A 20,138-nucleotide genomic window follows, 5' to 3' on the forward strand; every position below is an offset into this window, starting at 1 on the left:
AATAAATAATGTTTTTACAGATGCTTATGTTTCATTACTGAAAAATACAACACCGGAATCACCACCAAGGTTAAAATGGTTGAGATAAAAATACCAAATATTAAACTGATGGCTAATCCGTTAAAAATAGGGTCATCAATAATGAATAATGCCCCTATTATTGCCGCTAATGCTGTCAACATAATTGGCTTTGCTCGTACTGCGCCTGAATGGATAACCGCCTGCTCTAAGGGAACTCCTGCGGCTATTTGTTGATTAATGAAATCGACCAGCAAAATTGAATTTCGGACAATAATGCCTGCCAGCGCTATCATGCCTATCATAGACGGAGCCGTGAATTGAGCGCCTAATAAAGCGTGCCCAGGCATAACACCTATGATGGTCAACGGAATGGGCGCCATGATGATTAACGGCACGATATAAGATTTAAACTGACCGACTACAAGTAAGTAAATTGCAATCATGCCAACGGCATAAGCAATGCCCATATCGCGGAAGGTTTCATATGTGATTTTCCATTCACCGTCCCACAGAATCGACACGTCGGTTAATCCATCAGGCTGATTAACCAAATTTTGTTGAATTGGATAACTTGAGTCACCTTGCTCATTTTGCTGATTAATTTGGCTGACCATATCGAACATGCCATACAGCGGACTGCCAGTTGGCCCTGCCATGTCGGCAATAACCATGATCATTGGCACCATATTTTTATGAATAATGGGTGCATTAATGACTTGTTGTTGCACCTTAACTAATTCTGCCAGTGCTACAGTTTCACCCGACTGAGTAGGTAGGCGTAATAACAGTACTTGCTTTAGGTCTACTTTAGCGGCTTCATCAAGTTGTAATCTAATCGGTGTGGGATGAGCTAGCTGTGCTTGATGCAAGTAACTGACATCCTTACCATCAACAGCAGTGCTGATCGCATCGACAATACTGGCGTAAGAAACACCCATTAAGCTGGCTTTATTTCGATCAATGATGACTTGCCACTTTTGTTGTTGCGCAGGCAAATATATATCCATATCAACAACGTATTCGGTATCTCTAAAACGTTGCAATAAGTCATTTGCTGCTTGTTCACGTAACTCGGTGTTAGGCGCATAAACCTCAGCAACGATGGGTGACCACACAGGCGGGCCAGGTGGCACCTCAACAATCTTGATATTGGCTTGATAACGTAGGCCAATTTGTTGCAACGGCTCGCGCACAGAAGATGCAATCGTATGACTGTCACGATCGCGATGCTTTTTATCCACTAGATTGACCTGGATTTCACCGAGCTCTTGGCTGCTGCGTAAAAAATAATGTCGAACTAAACCATTAAAATTCATAGGTGCATGAGTGCCTGCATACAACTGTAAATGTTCTATTTCTTCAACAGAGGTAAGATATTGACTAAGATCTTGCAGTACTCTTTGAGTTTGCTCCACAGGTGTGCCTTCAGGCATGTCGACCATTACTTGAAACTCAGACTTATTATCAAAAGGCAGCATTTTTAAGACCACTGCTTGCATCACTGGTAGGGCGACAGCGAAGGCTATCAATAATACGATCCCCAAAGCTAAGCCTTTTCGTGCTTTTGGCGCATGTTCTCCGAGTAAAAAAGGACTCATTATTCGGGTAAAAAGACGAGTTAATCGATTGTCTTCTTCTACCGGTATGCCAGTGTCAGTCGCTATATTGGTCGAGCTATGTGACTTTTTATGTGGCTTTAACAATATTCGGCTCAACCACGGGGTCATAATAAACGCGATTAATAACGAAATAATCATTCCCATACTGGCATTAATCGGAATTGGGCTCATGTATGGACCCATTAGTCCGGATACGAATGCCATTGGTAGTAGGGCAGCTATAACGGTGAAAGTGGCTAATATGGTTGGTCCGCCGACTTCATCTACGGCATGAGGAATAAGCTCGCTTATCGGTTTATTACTCATGGCCATATGCCGATGAATATTCTCTACTACTACGATGGCGTCATCGACCAAGATGCCAATGGAGAAAATAAGTGCAAACAATGAAATCCGGTTTAGGGTAAATCCCCACGCCCAAGATGCAAATAAGGTAATAGCGAGAGTGATAATAATGGCAACACCAACTACGGCAGACTCACGAAGCCCCATGGTGAAAAATACCAGTAGCACAACCGCTGATGTGGCAAAAATCAATTTAAAAATAAGCGTATTAGATTTATCTCCAGCTGTTTTACCGTAGTTGCGAGAGATAGCGACATTGACATTATCGGGAATTAAAACGTTATCGACAGCATCTATTTTAGCTAATACGGCATTAGCTATGTCGACGGCATTTTGCCCCGCCTGTTTACCAATAGCGATTGTTATAGCAGGGTAAGTTCCTTTGTCTGTTACGTGCCAAACGTGTTGTTTCGGAATATCACTTTTAAGACTAACATCGGCGACATCAGATAAATAAACTGCACGGGGAAATGGACTTCTATCCGTTATAGACTCCGGTTGATTGACTTTAATCAGCAGATTATTAACATCATCAAGCGAACGTAAAAACTGCCCAGCTTGCAGTTTAATTTCTTGATTAAACTGGGTCATGGAACCGACCGTAGACATTTGATTATTATCTTGCAACGTGGCATTAATATCGTTGAACGTTACGCCGAAACTGTTCATTTTGACAGGATCAATGCGCACATTTAACACCATCTCGTGGCCACCTTGACTATAAATCTCTCGAGTACCAGGTATCCGTTTTAGTTCGGTTTCTAGGCCTGATGCGACCAAGGTAAGCTGCTCTGCGGTGATGTTTGGATCTTGAGACCAGAGCGTCAATCCTACTATTGGTACGTCATCAATACCTCTAGGTTTGATTAATGGTTCTCCAATGCCTGCAGCATGGTTAAACTTATCACTGTTTGAATAAAGTTGATTATATAAGTTAACCACAGCTTCATCTCGTGGTACCCCAACGTCAAAAATCGCAATAATGAGCGCGCCATCCGGCTGAGAAAATGAGTACAGGGTATCAATGCCTTTTATTTCAGAAATAATCCGTTCTGCAGGCAAGGTGACCTGGTTTTCAACTTCCGTTGGTGTGGCTCCAGGGTAGGGAATAAACACATCTGCAAAGGTGACATCAATTTGAGGCTCTTCTTCTTTAGGAGTAATAATCACCGCAAAAAGGCCGAGTAATAAACCTAAAATAGCCAGTAATGGGGTAATGGCGCTGTGTTGAAATGCCTTTGCTATTGAGCCTGAAAGGCCTAGTTTTATCGATTCATTAGGTGTTGTCATCAGGTTTACTCCTGACCTTTTGCAGCAGAGGACTGTATTAAATAACGTCCAGCGTCGATAACAATTTCATCGCCTTCCATTAAACCTGATAATACCTCTGCGGTATTATTCTGATGATCTACTCGGCCGATACGCACTTGGTTAAGCACTATTTTGTCTGCCATTTGACGATATACCGACGTTAAGTCACTGACTTGATGTATGGCCGATAATGGGATCATTAAACTCGTTCGACTAGGGAAGTTAACGATGACTTTTATCCATTGACCTACTATGACGTCTTCAATGTTACTGGCATCAATGTTTACTCTAACTTGATGTTGATGAGTTAACGGATCGGCAAATTGATAGACGTTAATATCATTAGAAATGATTTTATCGCCATTGAACAACTGAACGCTTACTTGTTCTTGTTTTTGCACCTGAGCCACATCTTGCTGAGGAATTTGAAATACAGCTCTAAGGTGTTGAGTGTCGTAGCCAGAGAACAAAGCTTGGCCGTAAGATATGGTTTCACCTTGTTCGATAAATCGCTGGGTCATTCGGCCACTAAAAGGTGCGCTTACTACAGTGTAATTTAAACTTTCTTTAGCCTTTATTAACTGTGCTTGAGCGGCACTGACTGCTTGTTTGCTGGATTTTGCTTTGGCAGTGGCTTCATCCATCGCACCTTTTGATATGGCGCCCTTGGGAAATAATGTTTTATAACGAAGATATTGTGCTTGTGCTTCACTGTTTAGCGCCTCAGCTTTAGCTAGATCCGCTTCTGCCCCCGCGTATCCTGCACCTTGCTCTTTATTGGTAATCTCCAATAATGCAGCGCCCTGTGGGACGAGGTCATTTACATCAAAATGGATATTGATTATCCGCCCTGAGGTTTGTGCAGAAATTGTTGCCGCTTTAATAGCTTCAATTTTTGCATCATAAATACGCGGCTGATATTGATCCGAATATACTAGTTTTAATGTTGCAACATCAGAGGCTTGCGCTGTATAAGATACTATTGTGGCTAGTACTGTTGTTGCGAGAATGGTGCCGAAGAATAAATTATTAGATAAGCGAGACATAGTGATAGCCTAAGTTGAAGTCTATAAGAAAATTCTAATGGACTTTGCACTGTTAAGCAACCGATATATTGTAAAATCGTATAGATTAGAACCCTATGATATAAATGGCATAAAAAAACCGCCAATTAACAATAAAAGGCGGCTTGGTTGGAAACTTTTAGCCCGTGGTGAGCGGACTAAAAAAGGGTAAATACTGCTAATTAAAAACTGTAGTTATATTGTACTGAGTAGTAGACAGCATTCGAACGCGTTTGTGCTGAAATCTCACTGTTGTAGCCAGGCACTTGAGCAAGAAGGTTACTATTTTCTAGTACAGTAACATCTTCTCCGCGTACAAAAGCGATACCTAAATCAACGCTTGATTTTGCATTTAAATCGTAACTCACACCCGCGGTGTACCAAGTACGATCAGAATCAGGTATTGATAATGATGAATGCTGATTAACTACGCCCTGATCGGTTGCGACACCTGCGCGTAAAGTCCAGTCTTGAGTGAGGTTATAAGTAGCGCCTAGGCTTAAGAACCACGAATCTTTCCAGTGGTATTCTTTTAAATCTGCTTGGTCGACACCATTGGCACCATCTTTAACCACGATTTTGTCGAATGCACTCCAATTGGTCCACTGTGCTGTGTAATGCACAGCAAACTTATCCGTTAGTTGGTGGAAACCGGCAAACTGAGCAATATCAGCGATAGGAATATCAATTTCATTGTATTCAGTGTAAAGATAATTTACATCACCTTTGGCGGTAAGTTTTGGACTAATACGGTAACTTAAGCCAAAGCGATTATCTGGATTAACTTCATACACAACACCAACAATCCCACCTAAAGCCCAACCATCAGCATCAACATCTACTAGGCTGCCAATTTGTGGGTTATCGCTAGTACGTGTCAGGGTTCCACTACCGTAAACGGCATCAACACCAAAACCAAAACTAAACTGATCATTCACACGGTAAGACATACTGGTATTGAAGTTGATAGTAACAACTTCTGTGTTACCTAATAAATCTACTGGAGGCGGAAGAGGTACAGCATTGCCACTAATGGTAGGGGTTCTGTTTGCCAAGTCACCTAAATCGGTGCCAGTGCCGTAGTTACTAAATACCGCAACACCAAACGCCATTTTGTCGTTAATTGGATTGATGTAATAAAAATTGGGGATAACTTTTGCTTCTGCAGCCTTATGCTCACTACCAAAAGCAACGTCTTGTCCGGCAAAATTGCCTTCTACATCAGATACTGATACATCAATATCTGCATAAACAACACCTAAAGATAGCGCTGTTTCATCAAAAAGGGCCATAGCTGCGGGGTTACGAGATAGAACCGATGCGTTGTCAGCAATAACGGCATCACCCGCCATTGCACGACCAATACCAGTAGCAGATTGGCTGTTTAACTGAAAACCAGCAGCGGATGCTTGTGCACTGAGTAAGCCTACCGCGGTAGCAATGAGGGTCTTGTGGAATTTATTCATTATTATGTCTCATTTATTATTACCGTTTTGCACAAAGTTTATTCACTTCAAGCATTTGACGGCCAAAATTTTAGGCATATTAGGTAAGTGTGACTAATGTAACAACTCCGACCAGATGTTAGTTGTTGTTAACATTAAGTTAATTCTTGTTTTTAATGGTGAAGTAGGTGTTTGATAGCATGGCAGTATATGTAAATTTATGATCAGTTCTAGACAACCATTACTGTGCAGTTAGTTTAAGTTAAAGTTTATTCATAGTGGATTTAAGACACTAACAACATGAGGATTATCGAAGCTTGTGAGGTAATGCGATTGTTTTAACACTCGATTGTTTTAAATTCGATTATAAGATTAATAGCTCAACCTCTACAATTACAGCGGTTGAGCTATTAAAATGACAAACATAGCCTTTTATTTGAGTTTATTGTGTTTTTAAAGATTCACGGAAATCAGCAAAGTCGCCGATAGTTTTCGGTGTTGGTGGTGATATTTTACTGACGATGACCCCCACGAATATTGCGAAAACAAATCCAGGGACGATTTCATATAATTCAAAAATACCGCCAGTCAGTTGTTTCCAAACGACAACGGTTAAAGCACCCACTAGAATGGTTGATATTGCACCATTACGGCTATAACCTTGCCAAAATAGTGACAATAACACCACGGGACCAAACGCAGCGCCAAACCCAGCCCATGCATAACTGACGAGTCCTAACACGCTGCTTTCAGGATTAAGCGCAACAACGCCTGCGACTAGGGCAATGGCAATAACGCCAATACGGCCTACTAACATCAGTTCTTTGCTACTGGCTTGTGGACGTAACCATTTAAGGTAAAAGTCTTCCGTGATGACACTAGAACAAACCAGTAATTGTGAATCAATAGTACTCATGATGGCAGACAAAATAGCGGCAATCAGCAAACCACCAATCCATGGATTAAAAGCGGCATGGGCTAAATGAATAAATACTGTTTCTGAGTTCTCAAGTGGCTCAGCAGCAAAATAAAGGCTACCGGCAATACCGGTGGCTAAGGCGCCGACTAACGACACTATCATCCAGCTCATGGCTATTCGACGGGACAGTACTAAATCTTTTGGGCTGCCGATAGCCATAAAACGAGACAAAATATGCGGTTGACCGAAATAGCCTAATCCCCACGCCAAGAGAGACACGAGTCCAATGACGGTAGTATTTTCGTTTATAAATGACAACATGACAGGATCAATTTGTTCAAAACTTGCTTGAGTGTCGGGTTGGCTGAAAATTGCAATGGGTACAATTAATAATGCAATTAACATTAAGCAGCCTTGAAAAAAATCGGTCCAGCTGACGGCAAAGAATCCACCTACGAAGGTATAAGACACAATAATGAATGAACCGATCAGTAAGGCGAGGTTGTAATCGAGGCCGAATACTTTTTCAAATAATATCGCGCCGCCCACCATGCCTGAAGAAGCATAGAAAGTGAAAAAGATCAGGATCGTTAATGCCGAAACCAATTTTAATAGTCCATGAGAGTCATTAAAACGGTTTTCAAAAAAATCGGGTAACGTCAAAGAATTATTAGCAACTTGGGTATAAATTCGCAGTCGTTTTGCAACAAATAACCAATTAAGCCACGCACCAAAAACTAATCCAAATCCAATCCAGGCTTCACCTAAACCACTTAAATACACCGCTCCAGGTAAGCCTAATAACAACCAACCAGACATATCTGATGCGCCAACACTTAACGCTGTTACTGCGGGCCCCATTTTGCGACCACCGAGAATGTAATCATCAACCGTGTCTGTTTTACGATAAGCCCAGTAACCAATGCCCATCATTAAGGCAAGGTATCCGATAAAGGTAATGATGATTGGTGTTTGAATTTCCATATTGCTTCCAAGTGATTATTTTTATGGTCGATATGCTAGCAGAAGTTCGATCTAGTTCACACTTTGATTTTTTAAAATGAAAAAAATCCGCTATTCCAATGAAGTAGCGGATTTTTAATCATTAATTTATAAATTAGATAAAGGTATTTTCAACTTCTTTTTTGACAAACTCAAGGTCAGAAGCGGGTTCGCCCACTAACACCATATAGGCGTCGGCTGTTTGAAAACTTTGGCCTTTATATTGGTTATCAGCAAAAGCTTCTTCTAACACAATACGACTTTCGACGGGCACAATAAATAACGTGACTTTGTTTCCGTTCTCGTCGGCCATCACTAAATGCAATGATTTAACACCTTGGAAGTCGCAATAAGAAGTGTAAAAAACACGGCCTGGTTGTTGGATAAATTTCGAATCACTTAATCCTTCTAAACTGGCGAGTTTAAAGTTTACGTCGTTAAAACCAATATCCTGTTCCATCACTAATGCTTTGGTTTCATGGTGAACATGAGCCAACGAGTTTTCACCTAAGTTTACTGGCGTGAAGCGTAATAGACTAAAGCTAACTCCCACAATAAAGGCAACTGAAGCGGCCATGGCCATTAAGTAACGGGTCTGTTTTTTACTCTTTTGATGCTGACTCAATTGCTGTCGCAAAATTAACTTATCAGCAAGTCCATCAGGCACACTAATATTGAGTGCTTGAGTGAGTTTATGGTCAAATGCTTGTAGATCTTTGACAAATTTAGCATCGTCTTCATTTTCAGCTAAATGAGCTAAAAAATCGTCGGCTTGATTATTGGGGTCACCGTATGCATGGCGACGGAACTGTAGATCATCCATTTGATTGACCTCTTACCTCTGGTGCTTCGAGAGCGTCTTTTAACTGGTTTCTGGCTCTAAATAAACGGGTCATTACCGTATTTCGATTGAGTTCGAGCATCGTGGCAATCTCTTCACCGCTAAACCCGCCAATCAGCTGCAATAACAAAGGCTCTCGATATTCGATATCGAGTTTACCTATTTGACGACGTAACCAATACTGCTCGGTATCTTCTTCATGACTTGTCGATAGTACATCTTCAAGTAAATCTTGTTCTACGTCGCTATAGTCAAATTGTTTACGCTCAAAACGTCTGGCATTTTCCCGTCTTAAAATGGTAATTAGCCAGGCTTTGGCCGCTTTTTCGTCATTTAATGAGTCCAATGAACGCCACGCCCTTAAGAACGTTTCTTGAGTAATATCTTCAGCAACATGCTTATCACCACATAACCAAAAGGCGTAGCGAAATATGTCGGTGTGAAGAGCCCTGACAAGGCTATCGTATCGTCGTTGTTTTGTTAGCATCTCAGATAAGACCGCGGGTTCGGACTTTTTCTTTCGCAATGAATCAAACATTTTTTAACTTTTTTGAGTTAATAATATGTAACAGCTTAAAAAGGAGGAGGATTAATAGCAAGCTAAATAGCAGAATCCACCTACTATTTAGCCTTCTAATGCTATGGATTTAGCTCCGCGATTATTGATTTTTTATTGTCGAGAGGGGGTTGTTGATAAGCCAAAATAGCATCCATTAGCGATTTTTTATCAATCGCTTGTGGCTTATTACTGTATTTGTCTGCTTGTAGCTTATTCATTGCAAACGCCAATTGTTCTGATAAACCGCTAATTTGAGTCAAGGTCATCAATTTGCCTAAACGCTCGCTAAAGTAGGCTTGTATCGCAATAATAGCAGCACTGCTGTCGTTACGATCGCATGCATGAATAATTGCATTGAGTCCGGTAGTTGCTGTTTTTCTAGGTGTTTTGAGGTTTTTATTGTCTTGATTAGATTGCGGCAACGTGCGGTTTATCGATGCAGCTTTACGCCATAAGACTAAAGTGATGAGCCATAATACCGCCAGAACCGCACTCAGTAACGGCCAATATCCGCTGTCTTGAACGGCACTAAAAGTATCTGCAGGTGGAATATCTGTCGTAGCCGTTGTGCTGCCTACCACGTTAATCGTGCGGGCGGGTAATGTGGCAAATTGTTGCTTTTTAAGATGTGGGTTCCACCAAGGTACATTTATCTCTGGTAGAGTGTAAGTGCCTGGTTTTGTTGGCACAATAGCAGTAGTGATACTGTATTGTGATACCACTTGATTATCGCGGACAAAAGTTTGTCTTAACGGTTTTTCTGGATAGGCTTTTAAGCCGTCGGCCAGTGGAATATCAATGTCGGGTAAACTAGTGTCATCGGTATTTGATGCAATCAGACTAATTGTGCGGGTAATTGGGCTGCCAACTTCAAATTCGCTGATATCGTCTGGCCACGTCTCTTTTAATACTGCAATATCGCTGACTAACCATTTTCCTTGGTAGCTTGGCGGTGTTGGATTAATTTGGATCACTTCTCTTTCAGCTTCTGTTTGCATTGGCCGACTTTCATTAAAGCCAAACATACCCCCGCGTCTAGGCGCTTCAACAAGTACATCGCCTGAGAAACTGGCGCCATTGATAACTAACTCCCCTGGCAGATCGGCAATAATACCGTAAGTGCGTTCAATCACTCTAAAGCGACGGCCATCAATGATCTCACTGCCATCTTTGTCTTCGCCGATTTGCTTGATTTGCGCCCCTTCAATAACGGGTGCACTTAACACTCCACGTTGTAATTCTACTGCAAGGTATAGCTTCACTTTATAAGTGATTAATTGGCCGACATAAGCTTCAGAGGCATTAGTGTTGATTTTAATAAATACGTTTTGTACTTCGTCAGCAGGTGAACCTTGTGGAATAACTTTTAAGGTAATTGGCTTTGAGCTAATCCCTTTGATGTTAAACGCTGGTATGGTGACGTTGCCTGCTGACTTAGGTGACAATAATACCTGCCAACGAGTTTCTTTGGTGGTGTCAAAATTAACCATTTTAGTGCTACGGCCAACACTGGTTCTTCCAACAATAAAGTCATCGAGTAATACAGAAGTATCTAATGCACCCGCATTTAGATCATCATCGGCAATAATATCGAGTACGAAATATTCGCCTGTAACAATTGGGTTTCGGTCGATGGTAGCTTGTACTTGGCTAAGTGCAAATACCGGTGCTGCAATGATGAATAGCAATAGGCTAAAAAAAGTTCTGATTACCACTGTTCATTTTCCTTAGGCGGTTGACTATTTTGACGACGTTTTTGATATTCAAGCTGCATTTTATTGCGGATTAATACTTGTGGATCTTCGTTTATGGCGCGAAGAGCACGTTGCATATCTGCAGGTAAATCATCTTGATTTATTTGTGAAGCCGATATGACGTTTGATGGCGCAGATTCAGCTTGTGCTGGTTGATTGTTTTGTTCAGCCGATGTAGTCATTTGCTGCTTTTTAGCTGACTCATTTTCATCATTAGACTCTGCTTGCATACTGGCTTCATTGCTCATTGTTGAGTCATCGCTATTGGCAGATTGATCACCTTGTTGAGATTGACTGTCATCGGATGATGGTTCAACCCCAGCTTGTTCATCAGGAGATTGGTTCGCGCCTTTTTCGTTCTGAGACGGGTCATTAGCCTGCTGTTGTGTGCCTTTGGGCTTATCTTCAGCGTCAGCCGCTTTATCATCTGAGTTACTGCTTTGTGATTGTTGCTCGTTATTAGCTTGTCCGTTTTGCTGATCTTGCTCATTCTTTTGCTCATCGTTATGTTCATCTGATTGCGATTGTTCAGAAGGCGAAGAGTTTGAGTCTTGATTAGACTTGTCTGAATTAGATTGGTCATTGCTCGACTGGTCAGAGTGTTGGCCATTATCTGATTGATCTTGTTTAGATTCATTTTGTTGATCGGTATTTTCTTGTTGTTTTTGTCTTTTTTTAGCCACGTCAAGATTTTGTTGTGCTTCTGTAAAAGAAGGTTGCAAATCAATGGCTTGTTGATAACGATTAATAGCCTCTTGATAATCTTCCAGTTGCATCAGGGCATTACCTTGATTGTATAAACCTTGGGCGCTGCTATCTTGCTCAAATCCTTCGAGTGCTTGTTGATAATTACCGGCTTTGTATTGTGCCGATGCTTGCCATTGTGGGTTTTCGAATGTTTCCGCTGCTTGTGAAAATTCACCTTGTTCAAATGCAGACTGTGCTTGTTGGTCTTTAGTTTTCCATAAGTCCTGCCACACAGAGGCTTGTGCTGGCTGACTGTTGGCTAGACTAAATGTCATTGCAGTAGCGAATAGTAAGCTAGGGCTAAGCATAAGGGTTAATAATCCTTGTCTAAAACTCATTAACATCGGGATGATTAATAACATTGCTAAATATGGACCCAGATCTTGCCAAGTCTCGCCAGCAAGCTCAGTTTCTGTTGCCTTGCCATCAGTTGCCAGCCAGTTGGTTAGAGTGGACACATCGCTGCCATCGGTTTGGGCCGGTACAAGGATCCCTTGATGTTGTTGGGTTAGTTTTTGTAATAGACCGTAATCGGTTTTAGCGACGACAATTTCATTACTACTATCACGCAGTAATTGACCATCAGCTAAGCGAATTGGCGCACCTTGTTTACTGCCAAAAGCCATGATCGATAAACGGTAACGGCTGTCAAGTGCACTGCTTGCTTGATTAAATTGTTGTGCAGAAATGCCATCGGTCATGACAATAATATCGCCCCTGGCATGGCCACCTTGAGCCAATAGTTTTTCTGCTAGAGATAACGCCGCTGCTAAGTTAGATCCTTTAGTGGGCATAATATCGGGTGATAATGTTGGCAGTAAGTTTAAAATGGTGTCACTGTCGCGTGTTAACGGGCTAATGGTATAAGCATCACCAGCATAGGCAATCAACCCTGTTTCGCCTTCTTTTAATTCATTTAATAAGTCGGTCGCTCTAAATTTAGCGTAGGACAAACGATTTGGACTTAAGTCGGTGGCATACATGGACTGAGACATATCCATAATGAGTACTCGACCTTGTTCGGTAGCAAATACCGGCAGATTTTGTTTATTCAATGCCGGCCCTGAAAGCGCAATCACGGCGACTATCCAACAGGCAATTAATAGCCATTTGGGCTGATGACTTTTCTCAACCGTTTGGCTGATAAGCAACTGACTTAAATGTGGGGCGATATACTGCTTCCATGCTGATTGCTGGCTGTGTTTACGCCAAAATAATGCACTTAATATCAATACTGGAATGAACCCCAATAGCCATTCAGGGCGAATAAAATGGATCATTATTGATTCGCCTCTTTGGTTTGGTTAGTTTTAGTCTGGTTGGTTTTAGCCAATAACTGAGCAGGCCATTGTTGTTGCAAACTAATTAGAAAACTGAGCAATAATGACATTAATAATGGCCAATAAAATAACTCACTTTTGGGACGATAACTCAATTGATCTCGACTCACCGGTTCTAACTTGTCTATTTCTTGATAAATGCTGGCTAACTCTTCACTATTTCGCGCTCTAAAATAACGGCCTTTAGTCATGGCAGCTAATTTTTTGAGTTGGTCTTCGTCTAAGTCCATTGATGGATTAATTCGTTCTTTACCAAAAATAGTTCGGCGTTCTAATATTTCGGCTCCAACCCCAATAGTGTAAATGGTGATGTTTCGTTTCGCGGCAATTTGAGCGGCGACTTCTGGTTCAATATTACCCGCATTATTAGAGCCATCCGTTAACAGAATGAGTACTCGGTTACTTTCGTCAACTTTATCAAAGCGCTTAACCGCCAGGGCAATAGCTTCACCGATAGCGGTTTGCTTGCCGACTAAACCTATCTGCGCCTCATCTAAAAATGTGGCAACTGAGCGGCGGTCTAAAGTGAGTGGTGCTTGTAAATAAGCATGATCAGCAAATAAAATAAGTCCGAGTCTGTCACCTTTACGACGTTCGATAAAGTCACTAAGTACATGTTGTATTAGGGTAAACCTGTTAACAGTTTGTCCATTTATTACCATGTCTTCAATTTGCATACTGCCGGATAAATCCACAGCAATCATTAAATCACGGCCTTTTGCCGGTAATTCTATGGGATCGCCAAGCCACTGTGGTCGAGCTATTGCTAACAACAACAATACCCACATTAGCCAGTAACGTTTTCTGCTGCTTTTTCGGTTTACTGAGCTGGACACTGTAACCGTTGTCGCGATGCCGGGTAGCTGTAAATGTCCGCCGACATTATGTATGTTGATGCGTTTTATCAACAACGGAAGCGGCAGTAAGATTAATAACCATGGCCAGTAAAATGCTAGCATTTGGCCTCCAGATGTGAATTGTTGGATGATAACGTTGCATCACTAAAAGGACGTTTATTGCTTAGCCAGGCTTTTGCTAAAGATTTTAATTGGGCTTTTTCGGTTTGATCTAAACCACTTGCTTGATGTCGCTTAACTAATAGTTGACCAATTTTATGTTGCTGGCCAGAGGCGAGGCGAGTATCTAACCAATCAAACCAAGGCTGACCGTTGAGTTTAGCGAGGTGTTCACGCGGTAAATAGGTAAGTGCGGTGCGTTTGAGTAAGCTGTTAACCTGTGCCGCAAAGGTATCATCTTCAATATCATAGCTATCTAGTAACGTCAGCGCTATTTTTCGTGGTGCATGATATTGATGTTGTTTATATAAACGCTTAATTAACCAGATTGCTAAGGTTATTAATACAGCTGCAATTATCCAATATCCTGGTGCGATAGGCACTGCACTAATTGGCTCTGGTAATACAATATCTTGCATTTGCGCTAAAGCGGAGGCTTTGGCGTCAATCGGCAATGGCTGTGTTGGTAAATTAGCTGTGGTCATTTAACGTAAAATATCCAATTGTGCACTGAGCGGTTTAGCGGCATCGATGAATTTAGGTTGTACTTTTATCATATTCATTAATGAGACGAATTGCTGCAACTGCTGTTGCTGGGTACTTAACCAGGCTTCATAACTTTGACGTGTTAGGGTCAGTTGTTGTTGGCCATCTCGTACGGGTAGAGAAAATTGTTTGGGTAACGCTAAGGTTCCCTGTCTTAATGGATCTGTTACCACAAAGGCACCAATATCACAGTGACGCGACAACTCGGTTAAAGGCGCTAAACATTGCTGGTTGATATGCTGGCCGTCAGTAATAATCCAAATAAGTGACCCTGGCTTAGCAATACGCTGTAGTCGTTGGCAGGCTTTAAACATATGGCCGGGATCGGGTGATAATTGATTTATTTGGTTTAATTGTTGTTGATGGACATCAATTAATCCTGAGGTTAACTGTAAAATACCTTGACGGCGACTACGTGGTTTTAGCTCCAAGTGAGTGCTTTCACTGGCAATTAATGCTCCGAGCCTATCGCCATGGTTAATGGCATTCCAACCTAACGTGGTGGCTAAATGAGCCACTTGCACCGATTGTAATAGTAGCTGGGAGCCAAAGTATAAGCTGTGGCTCAAGTCTATTAATAGCAGGATAGGGCGTTCGCGTTCTTCAACAAACAACTTAGTATGCGCAACACCTGTTCGAGCAGTCACTCGCCAGTCGATAGTACGAACGTCATCTCCATTTTGATAATGACGTACTTCAGCAAACTCCATACCGCGGCCTTTTATTTGGCTGCTTCGGTGACCAGACAATGCCGCTTTCGCCCGAGATTGGCGATCGGGTATGGCGCGGGATAAGCTTTGACAAGCAATAAGCTCTTGCTCATTTAAGCTCACACCATCACTGTAAAGTGGTAATGAATTAGTTGGGTTCATCATAATCTAATCATGCTTAATAATAGGTGCTGGCGCTGCAACATTTACGGTACGGCAACTTGACTAAGAATGTGATCAATCACCTGATCTGCCGTAACGCCTTCCGCTTGCGCTTGATAACTGAGTAACAAACGGTGACGTAACACATTAGGCGCAACAGCTTGAATGTCTTCTGGTGATACAAAGTCGCGCTCATATAACCAAGCACGAGCTCTGGCGCAGCGTTCTAATGAAATCGTGGCCCGAGGACTTACACCATATTCAAGCCATTTAGCTAAATCAGCACTGTAGCGTGCAGGTTGTCGAGTCGCCATCACAATTTCAACAATGTATTTCTCTAACGGTTCAGCTAAGTAAATATCTAATGCCTGATCTCTTGCTGCAAACACATCGGCTTGTGCGACGGGGTCTATCGTGGGCAACTGATGTGTTTTGGCCTCTTTACGCGATTGTCGTAAGATTTCGACTTCGGTTTCTGCGCTAGGATAATCGAGGTTTAAGTGCATTAAAAAACGATCTAATTGCGCCTCTGGCAGTGGGTAAGTCCCTTCGTTTTCTAGCGGATTCTGTGTTGCCATCACTAAAAATAGTGGCGGTAAAGGATAACTAGTTTTACCCACGGTAACTTGGCCTTCAGCCATTGCTTCTAAAAGCGCTGACTGAACCTTAGCTGGGGCACGGTTAATTTCATCTGCTAGGATTAGATTATGGAAAATTGGCCCTGCTTCAAATTCGAATGTCCCCGTTTGCTGACGATAAATATCAGTACCGGTTAAATCGGCTGGCAGTAAATCGGGAGTGAATTGAATACGATGAAACTCGCCTTCCACTCCATCACATAATGCTTTCACTGCACGGGTTTTGGCTAAACCAGGAGGACCTTCAACCAATAAATGTCCATTTGCGATAAGTGCTATCAGCAAGTTTTCAGTTAATACGGGTTGACCTAAGACAACATTATCTAAATAGGTGCGTAGTGAGTGGAAACGACTTAACGGCATAGCTGTACTCAATTTATTTAGTTGGCATTGGGATTATTACACCCTATGTTATGAATTCTATTGGTTTTTGGCTAGTAGGATTAACACAATTTAACTCTTTATGAAGTAGATAGTTGTAAACGCCTGTTTAAAACTATTCAATAAAAAGTTAGAATCAGATCACACTTTGATGGTCTGACCAGATTATCTGGCAAAAATAGAAACTTACCGGCGGTGCCGAGATAAGCTAACAATAATAGAGGGTGACACATGAGTGATAGACAACAAGTAACAAATTCCCGGGGTGAGCGCATTGCGATTGTTGCCGGTTTAAGAACACCATTTGCAAAACAAGCAACAGCCTTTCATGGCGTATCCGCGCTAGATATGGGCAAAATGGTGGTTAATGAGTTGCTGTCTCGCTCTGAAATCGACCCTCAGTTAATTGAACAACTTGTTTATGGCCAAGTTGTGCAAATGCCTGCTGCACCCAATATTGCCCGTGAAATTGTACTTGGCACTGGCATGAATGTATCAACAGATGCTTATTCTGTTACCCGCGCCTGTGCAACCAGTTTTCAGTCGGCGGTTAACGTAGCTGAATCAATTATGACCGGCAATATTGAAATCGGCCTAGCGGGTGGTTCAGATTCGTCTTCAGTATTACCTATTGGGGTATCAAAAAAGCTTGCACATGCTTTAGTCGATTTAAATAAAGCACGTACTTTTAAGCAGAAATTTGCGATTGCACGTCGTTTAGGCTTGAAAGACTTAATGCCAGTACCGCCTGCGGTTGCTGAGTATTCAACCGGTTTGTCTATGGGGCAAACCGCCGAACAAATGGCTAAGACATACAATATTAGCCGTGCAGATCAAGATGCGTTAGCACACCGTTCGCATACATTGGCGACCGAAACATGGAACTCAGGTCATCTTCGCGATGAAGTCATGACAGCTCATATTCCGCCATATAAACAATTCATTGACCGTGACAACAATATCCGTGAAAACTCTGTATTAGAGTCTTACGCCAAGTTACGTCCCGCATTTGACCGCAAGCACGGTACCGTTACTGCCGCCAACAGTACGCCATTAACTGATGGTGCTTCAGCCATTATTTTAATGAGTGAAGGTCGCGCTAAAGCTCTAGGTTATCAACCTATTGGTTACATCAAGAGTTATGCGTTTACGGCTATCGATGTATGGCAAGACATGTTAATGGGGCCTTCGTATGCCACGCCATTAGCATTGAAACGTGCTGGAATGGAATTAGAAGATTTAACGCTGATTGAAATGCACGAAGCATTTGCTGCACAAACATTGGCAAATATGCAGATGTTTGGTTCTAAAAAGTTTGCTGAAGAAAAATTAGGTCGTAACCGCGCAATTGGCGAAATCGACATGAGTAAGTTTAACGTACTGGGTGGCTCTTTGGCTTATGGTCATCCTTTTGCAGCAACCGGTACGCGTTTGATTACCCAAGTGTGTAATGAACTTAAGCGTCGTGGTGGTGGTACTGGTTTAGCAACTGCTTGTGCTGCAGGTGGTTTAGGTGCAGCAATGATTTTGGAGGTGGAGTAATGAGCATGGAAAAAACATTTAATTTAGCTCGTCGTGACGATGGTATTGCCATTTTAACAATGGACGTTCCTGGCGAAACCATGAACACCTTAAAAGAGCAATTTGGCCCTGAAATCAGTGAAATATTAACTGAAATCAAAGCTGACAGCAGTATCAAAGGTCTCGTTGTTATTTCAGGTAAAGCAGATTCGTTTGTTGCCGGTGCCGACATTACCATGTTAGCTGCTTGTAAGAATGAAGAGCAAGCCAAAGCATTGTCACAACAAGGGCATGTGGTTTTTGCTGAGCTTGAAGGATTATCTATTCCAGTTGTTGCCGCGATCAACGGTGCTTGTTTAGGTGGTGGTTTAGAGTTAGCGCTAGCGTGTCATTTACGCGTATGCAGTGACGATAAAAAAACCATGCTAGGTGTGCCAGAAGTGCAACTGGGTTTATTGCCTGGTGGTGGCGGTACTCAACGTTTGCCTCGTTTAGTGGGTATTACAACTGCTCTTGATATGATGTTAACGGGTAAACAAATTCGTCCTAAGCAAGCGTTAAAAATGGGTTTAGTGAATGATGTTGTGCCTAACTCTATTTTGCTTGAAACTGCGGTTGAGCTAGCGAAAAAAGGTAAACAGGCCGCAAAGCCTGTCGTGCAATCTAAAATTAATCAATTTTTAGAATCAACTTCGTTTACTCGCGATATTATTTTTGATCAAGCGCGTAAGCAAGTATTAAAGAAAACCCAAGGTAATTATCCTGCACCGGCTAAAATCATCGATTGTGTTCGTCAAGGTATGAATAAAGGCATGGTGAAAGGGCTTGAGGTTGAAGCGACTCATTTTGCTAATTTGGTGATGTCGAAAGAGTCGGCAGCATTACGTAGCTTGTTTTTTGCCACCACAGAAATGAAAAAAGAAACTGGTGCTGAAGGCGCTGTGCCACGTAAAGTTAAAAAAGTAATGGTATTAGGCGGTGGCTTAATGGGCGGTGGTATTGCGTCTGTAACAACCACTAAAGCTAAAATTCCAGCGCGTGTAAAAGACATTTCAGAGCAGGGATTAAGTAACGCACTATCATATGCTTACAAGCTGCTAGATAAAGGCGTTAAGCGTCGTCATATGACACCTATAGCGCGTGACAATATTATGGCATTAATGACAACGACGACAGAATATACTGGCATTAAAGATGCCGATATCGTTGTTGAAGCGGTATTTGAAGATTTAGCGCTTAAACATAAAATGGTTCAAGATGTTGAGCGTGAATGTGGTGAGAACACCATTTTTGCTTCTAATACGTCTTCATTACCTATTGGTCAGATTGCTGCTGCGGCAAGTCGTCCTGAAAATGTGATTGGTTTACATTACTTCTCTCCGGTAGAAAAAATGCCATTAGTTGAAGTGATTGCCCATAAAACCACATCACCAGAAACGATTGCTACCACAGTGGCGTTTGCACGCAAGCAAGGTAAGACACCTATTGTGGTTCAAGACGGTGCTGGTTTTTATGTTAACCGTATTCTTGCCCTGTATATGAACGAAGCAGCGCAATTATTACTAGAAGGTCAGCGTATTGAGCATCTAGATCGCGCATTAGTGAAGTTTGGTTTCCCTGTGGGACCGATGACTTTGCTTGATGAAGTGGGCATTGACGTCGGTGCTAAAATTTCGCCGATTTTAGAAAAAGAACTTGGCGATCGTTTTAAAGCGCCTGCAGCTTTTGACAAGTTATTGGCCGATGACCGTAAGGGTCGTAAAAATGGCAAAGGTTTCTATCAATACGGACCTAAAGCTAAAAAAGCCAAATTGGTTGATGAATCCGTTTACAAGGTTCTCGATATCTTAATCGCTTCAGATAAAGAAGCAAAAGGTGTGGCAGAGCGTTGTACGATTCAGATGCTCAATGAGGCTGTTCGTTGTCTTGAAGAGGGCATTATTGCCTCGGCAAGAGATGGTGACATCGGTGCTATATTCGGTATCGGCTTTCCGCCATTCTTAGGTGGTCCATTCCGTTATATCGACACCTTAGGTGCAAGTAATTTAGTCGCGACTTTACAAGGTTATCAATCACTGTACGGAGACCGTTTCGCACCGTGCGATACGTTAGTCAAAATGGCTAGCGATGGCAGCCAATTTTATAAAAAGTAAACCTAGTGTTTATTATTGATAACCTTTTAGTTATCAAGTTGTAA

Annotated in this window: 14 protein-coding genes; 2 read left to right on the forward strand and 12 right to left on the reverse strand. The window is 42.0% G+C overall.

Annotated features, from left to right (window positions below):
* Positions 1-14 precede the first annotated feature (14 nt).
* The 12 genes from H5181_RS14025 to H5181_RS14080 form a co-directional block, all read right to left on the reverse strand.
* Positions 15-3,275, reverse strand: a complete 3,261-nt coding sequence (locus H5181_RS14025) for an efflux RND transporter permease subunit (RefSeq protein WP_182751332.1) — start codon at positions 3,273-3,275, stop codon at positions 15-17.
* Between the two features lie 5 nt (positions 3,276-3,280).
* Positions 3,281-4,342: an efflux RND transporter periplasmic adaptor subunit gene (locus tag H5181_RS14030; RefSeq protein ID WP_182751333.1), complete on the reverse strand. Its 1,062-nt coding sequence runs from the start codon at positions 4,340-4,342 to the stop codon at positions 3,281-3,283.
* Positions 4,343-4,542: 200 nt separating this feature from the next.
* Complete coding sequence (locus H5181_RS14035) at positions 4,543-5,826, reverse strand: OmpP1/FadL family transporter (protein ID WP_011638136.1); 1,284 nt, start codon at positions 5,824-5,826, stop codon at positions 4,543-4,545.
* A gap of 421 nt (positions 5,827-6,247) precedes the next feature.
* Positions 6,248-7,708 (reverse strand): sodium/proline symporter PutP, encoded by a 1,461-nt coding sequence (gene putP, locus H5181_RS14040; protein WP_011638135.1) that lies wholly within the window; start codon positions 7,706-7,708, stop codon positions 6,248-6,250.
* A 133-nt stretch (positions 7,709-7,841) separates the two neighbouring features.
* Entirely contained in the window at positions 7,842-8,549 is a 708-nt protein-coding gene (locus tag H5181_RS14045) for a DUF3379 domain-containing protein (protein ID WP_011638134.1), read from the reverse strand.
* Positions 8,542-9,105 carry a sigma-70 family RNA polymerase sigma factor gene (locus H5181_RS14050; RefSeq protein ID WP_011638133.1) on the reverse strand — a complete coding sequence of 188 codons (564 nt, stop codon included), beginning with the start codon at positions 9,103-9,105 and terminating at the stop codon, positions 8,542-8,544. The genes H5181_RS14045 and H5181_RS14050 overlap by 8 nt, the downstream gene beginning before the upstream one ends.
* Positions 9,106-9,206: 101 nt before the next feature.
* Entirely contained in the window at positions 9,207-10,841 is a 1,635-nt protein-coding gene (locus H5181_RS14055) for a BatD family protein (protein ID WP_102036152.1), read from the reverse strand.
* A complete protein-coding gene (locus H5181_RS14060) occupies positions 10,835-12,907 on the reverse strand; it encodes a VWA domain-containing protein (protein ID WP_220491729.1) in 2,073 nt (690 codons plus the stop codon). Before H5181_RS14060 ends, H5181_RS14055 begins: the two co-directional genes overlap by 7 nt.
* The gene (locus tag H5181_RS14065) at positions 12,907-13,926 is read right to left on the reverse strand and encodes a VWA domain-containing protein (protein WP_182751334.1); all 1,020 of its coding nucleotides are present in this window, start codon (positions 13,924-13,926) and stop codon (positions 12,907-12,909) included. Before H5181_RS14065 ends, H5181_RS14060 begins: the two co-directional genes overlap by 1 nt.
* Positions 13,920-14,468, reverse strand: a complete 549-nt coding sequence (locus tag H5181_RS14070; RefSeq protein ID WP_102036149.1) for a DUF4381 domain-containing protein — start codon at positions 14,466-14,468, stop codon at positions 13,920-13,922. Before H5181_RS14070 ends, H5181_RS14065 begins: the two co-directional genes overlap by 7 nt.
* Positions 14,469-15,404, reverse strand: coding sequence for a DUF58 domain-containing protein (locus H5181_RS14075; RefSeq protein WP_011638128.1), 936 nt, complete (start codon positions 15,402-15,404; stop codon positions 14,469-14,471).
* 41 nt (positions 15,405-15,445) lie between these two features.
* Positions 15,446-16,402, reverse strand: coding sequence for a MoxR family ATPase (locus H5181_RS14080; protein ID WP_182751335.1), 957 nt, complete (start codon positions 16,400-16,402; stop codon positions 15,446-15,448).
* Positions 16,403-16,651: 249 nt separating this feature from the next.
* Between H5181_RS14080 and fadI the strand changes: the two genes are divergently transcribed.
* Positions 16,652-17,962 carry an acetyl-CoA C-acyltransferase FadI gene (gene fadI / locus H5181_RS14085; RefSeq protein WP_182751336.1) on the forward strand — a complete coding sequence of 437 codons (1,311 nt, stop codon included), beginning with the start codon at positions 16,652-16,654 and terminating at the stop codon, positions 17,960-17,962.
* 5 nt (positions 17,963-17,967) lie between these two features.
* Entirely contained in the window at positions 17,968-20,094 is a 2,127-nt protein-coding gene (gene fadJ, locus H5181_RS14090) for a fatty acid oxidation complex subunit alpha FadJ (RefSeq protein WP_182751337.1), read from the forward strand.
* Positions 20,095-20,138: the final 44 nt, after the last annotated feature.

This window comes from Shewanella sp. SG44-2 (assembly GCF_014164215.1).
Lineage (GTDB): Bacteria > Pseudomonadota > Gammaproteobacteria > Enterobacterales > Shewanellaceae > Shewanella > Shewanella frigidimarina.

Coding starts and splice junctions, on each gene's coding strand:
- H5181_RS14025 (WP_182751332.1), bottom strand. CDS start 3,275: ATGACAACACCTAATGAATCGATAAAACTAGGCCTTTCAGGCTCAATA.
- H5181_RS14030 (WP_182751333.1), bottom strand. CDS start 4,342: ATGTCTCGCTTATCTAATAATTTATTCTTCGGCACCATTCTCGCAACA.
- H5181_RS14035 (WP_011638136.1), bottom strand. CDS start 5,826: ATGAATAAATTCCACAAGACCCTCATTGCTACCGCGGTAGGCTTACTC.
- putP (WP_011638135.1), bottom strand. CDS start 7,708: ATGGAAATTCAAACACCAATCATCATTACCTTTATCGGATACCTTGCC.
- H5181_RS14045 (WP_011638134.1), bottom strand. CDS start 8,549: ATGGATGATCTACAGTTCCGTCGCCATGCATACGGTGACCCCAATAAT.
- H5181_RS14050 (WP_011638133.1), bottom strand. CDS start 9,105: ATGTTTGATTCATTGCGAAAGAAAAAGTCCGAACCCGCGGTCTTATCT.
- H5181_RS14060 (WP_220491729.1), bottom strand. CDS start 12,907: ATGATCCATTTTATTCGCCCTGAATGGCTATTGGGGTTCATTCCAGTA.
- H5181_RS14065 (WP_182751334.1), bottom strand. CDS start 13,926: ATGCTAGCATTTTACTGGCCATGGTTATTAATCTTACTGCCGCTTCCG.
- H5181_RS14070 (WP_102036149.1), bottom strand. CDS start 14,468: ATGACCACAGCTAATTTACCAACACAGCCATTGCCGATTGACGCCAAA.
- H5181_RS14075 (WP_011638128.1), bottom strand. CDS start 15,404: ATGATGAACCCAACTAATTCATTACCACTTTACAGTGATGGTGTGAGC.
- H5181_RS14080 (WP_182751335.1), bottom strand. CDS start 16,402: ATGCCGTTAAGTCGTTTCCACTCACTACGCACCTATTTAGATAATGTT.
- fadI (WP_182751336.1), top strand. CDS start 16,652: ATGAGTGATAGACAACAAGTAACAAATTCCCGGGGTGAGCGCATTGCG.
- fadJ (WP_182751337.1), top strand. CDS start 17,968: ATGGAAAAAACATTTAATTTAGCTCGTCGTGACGATGGTATTGCCATT.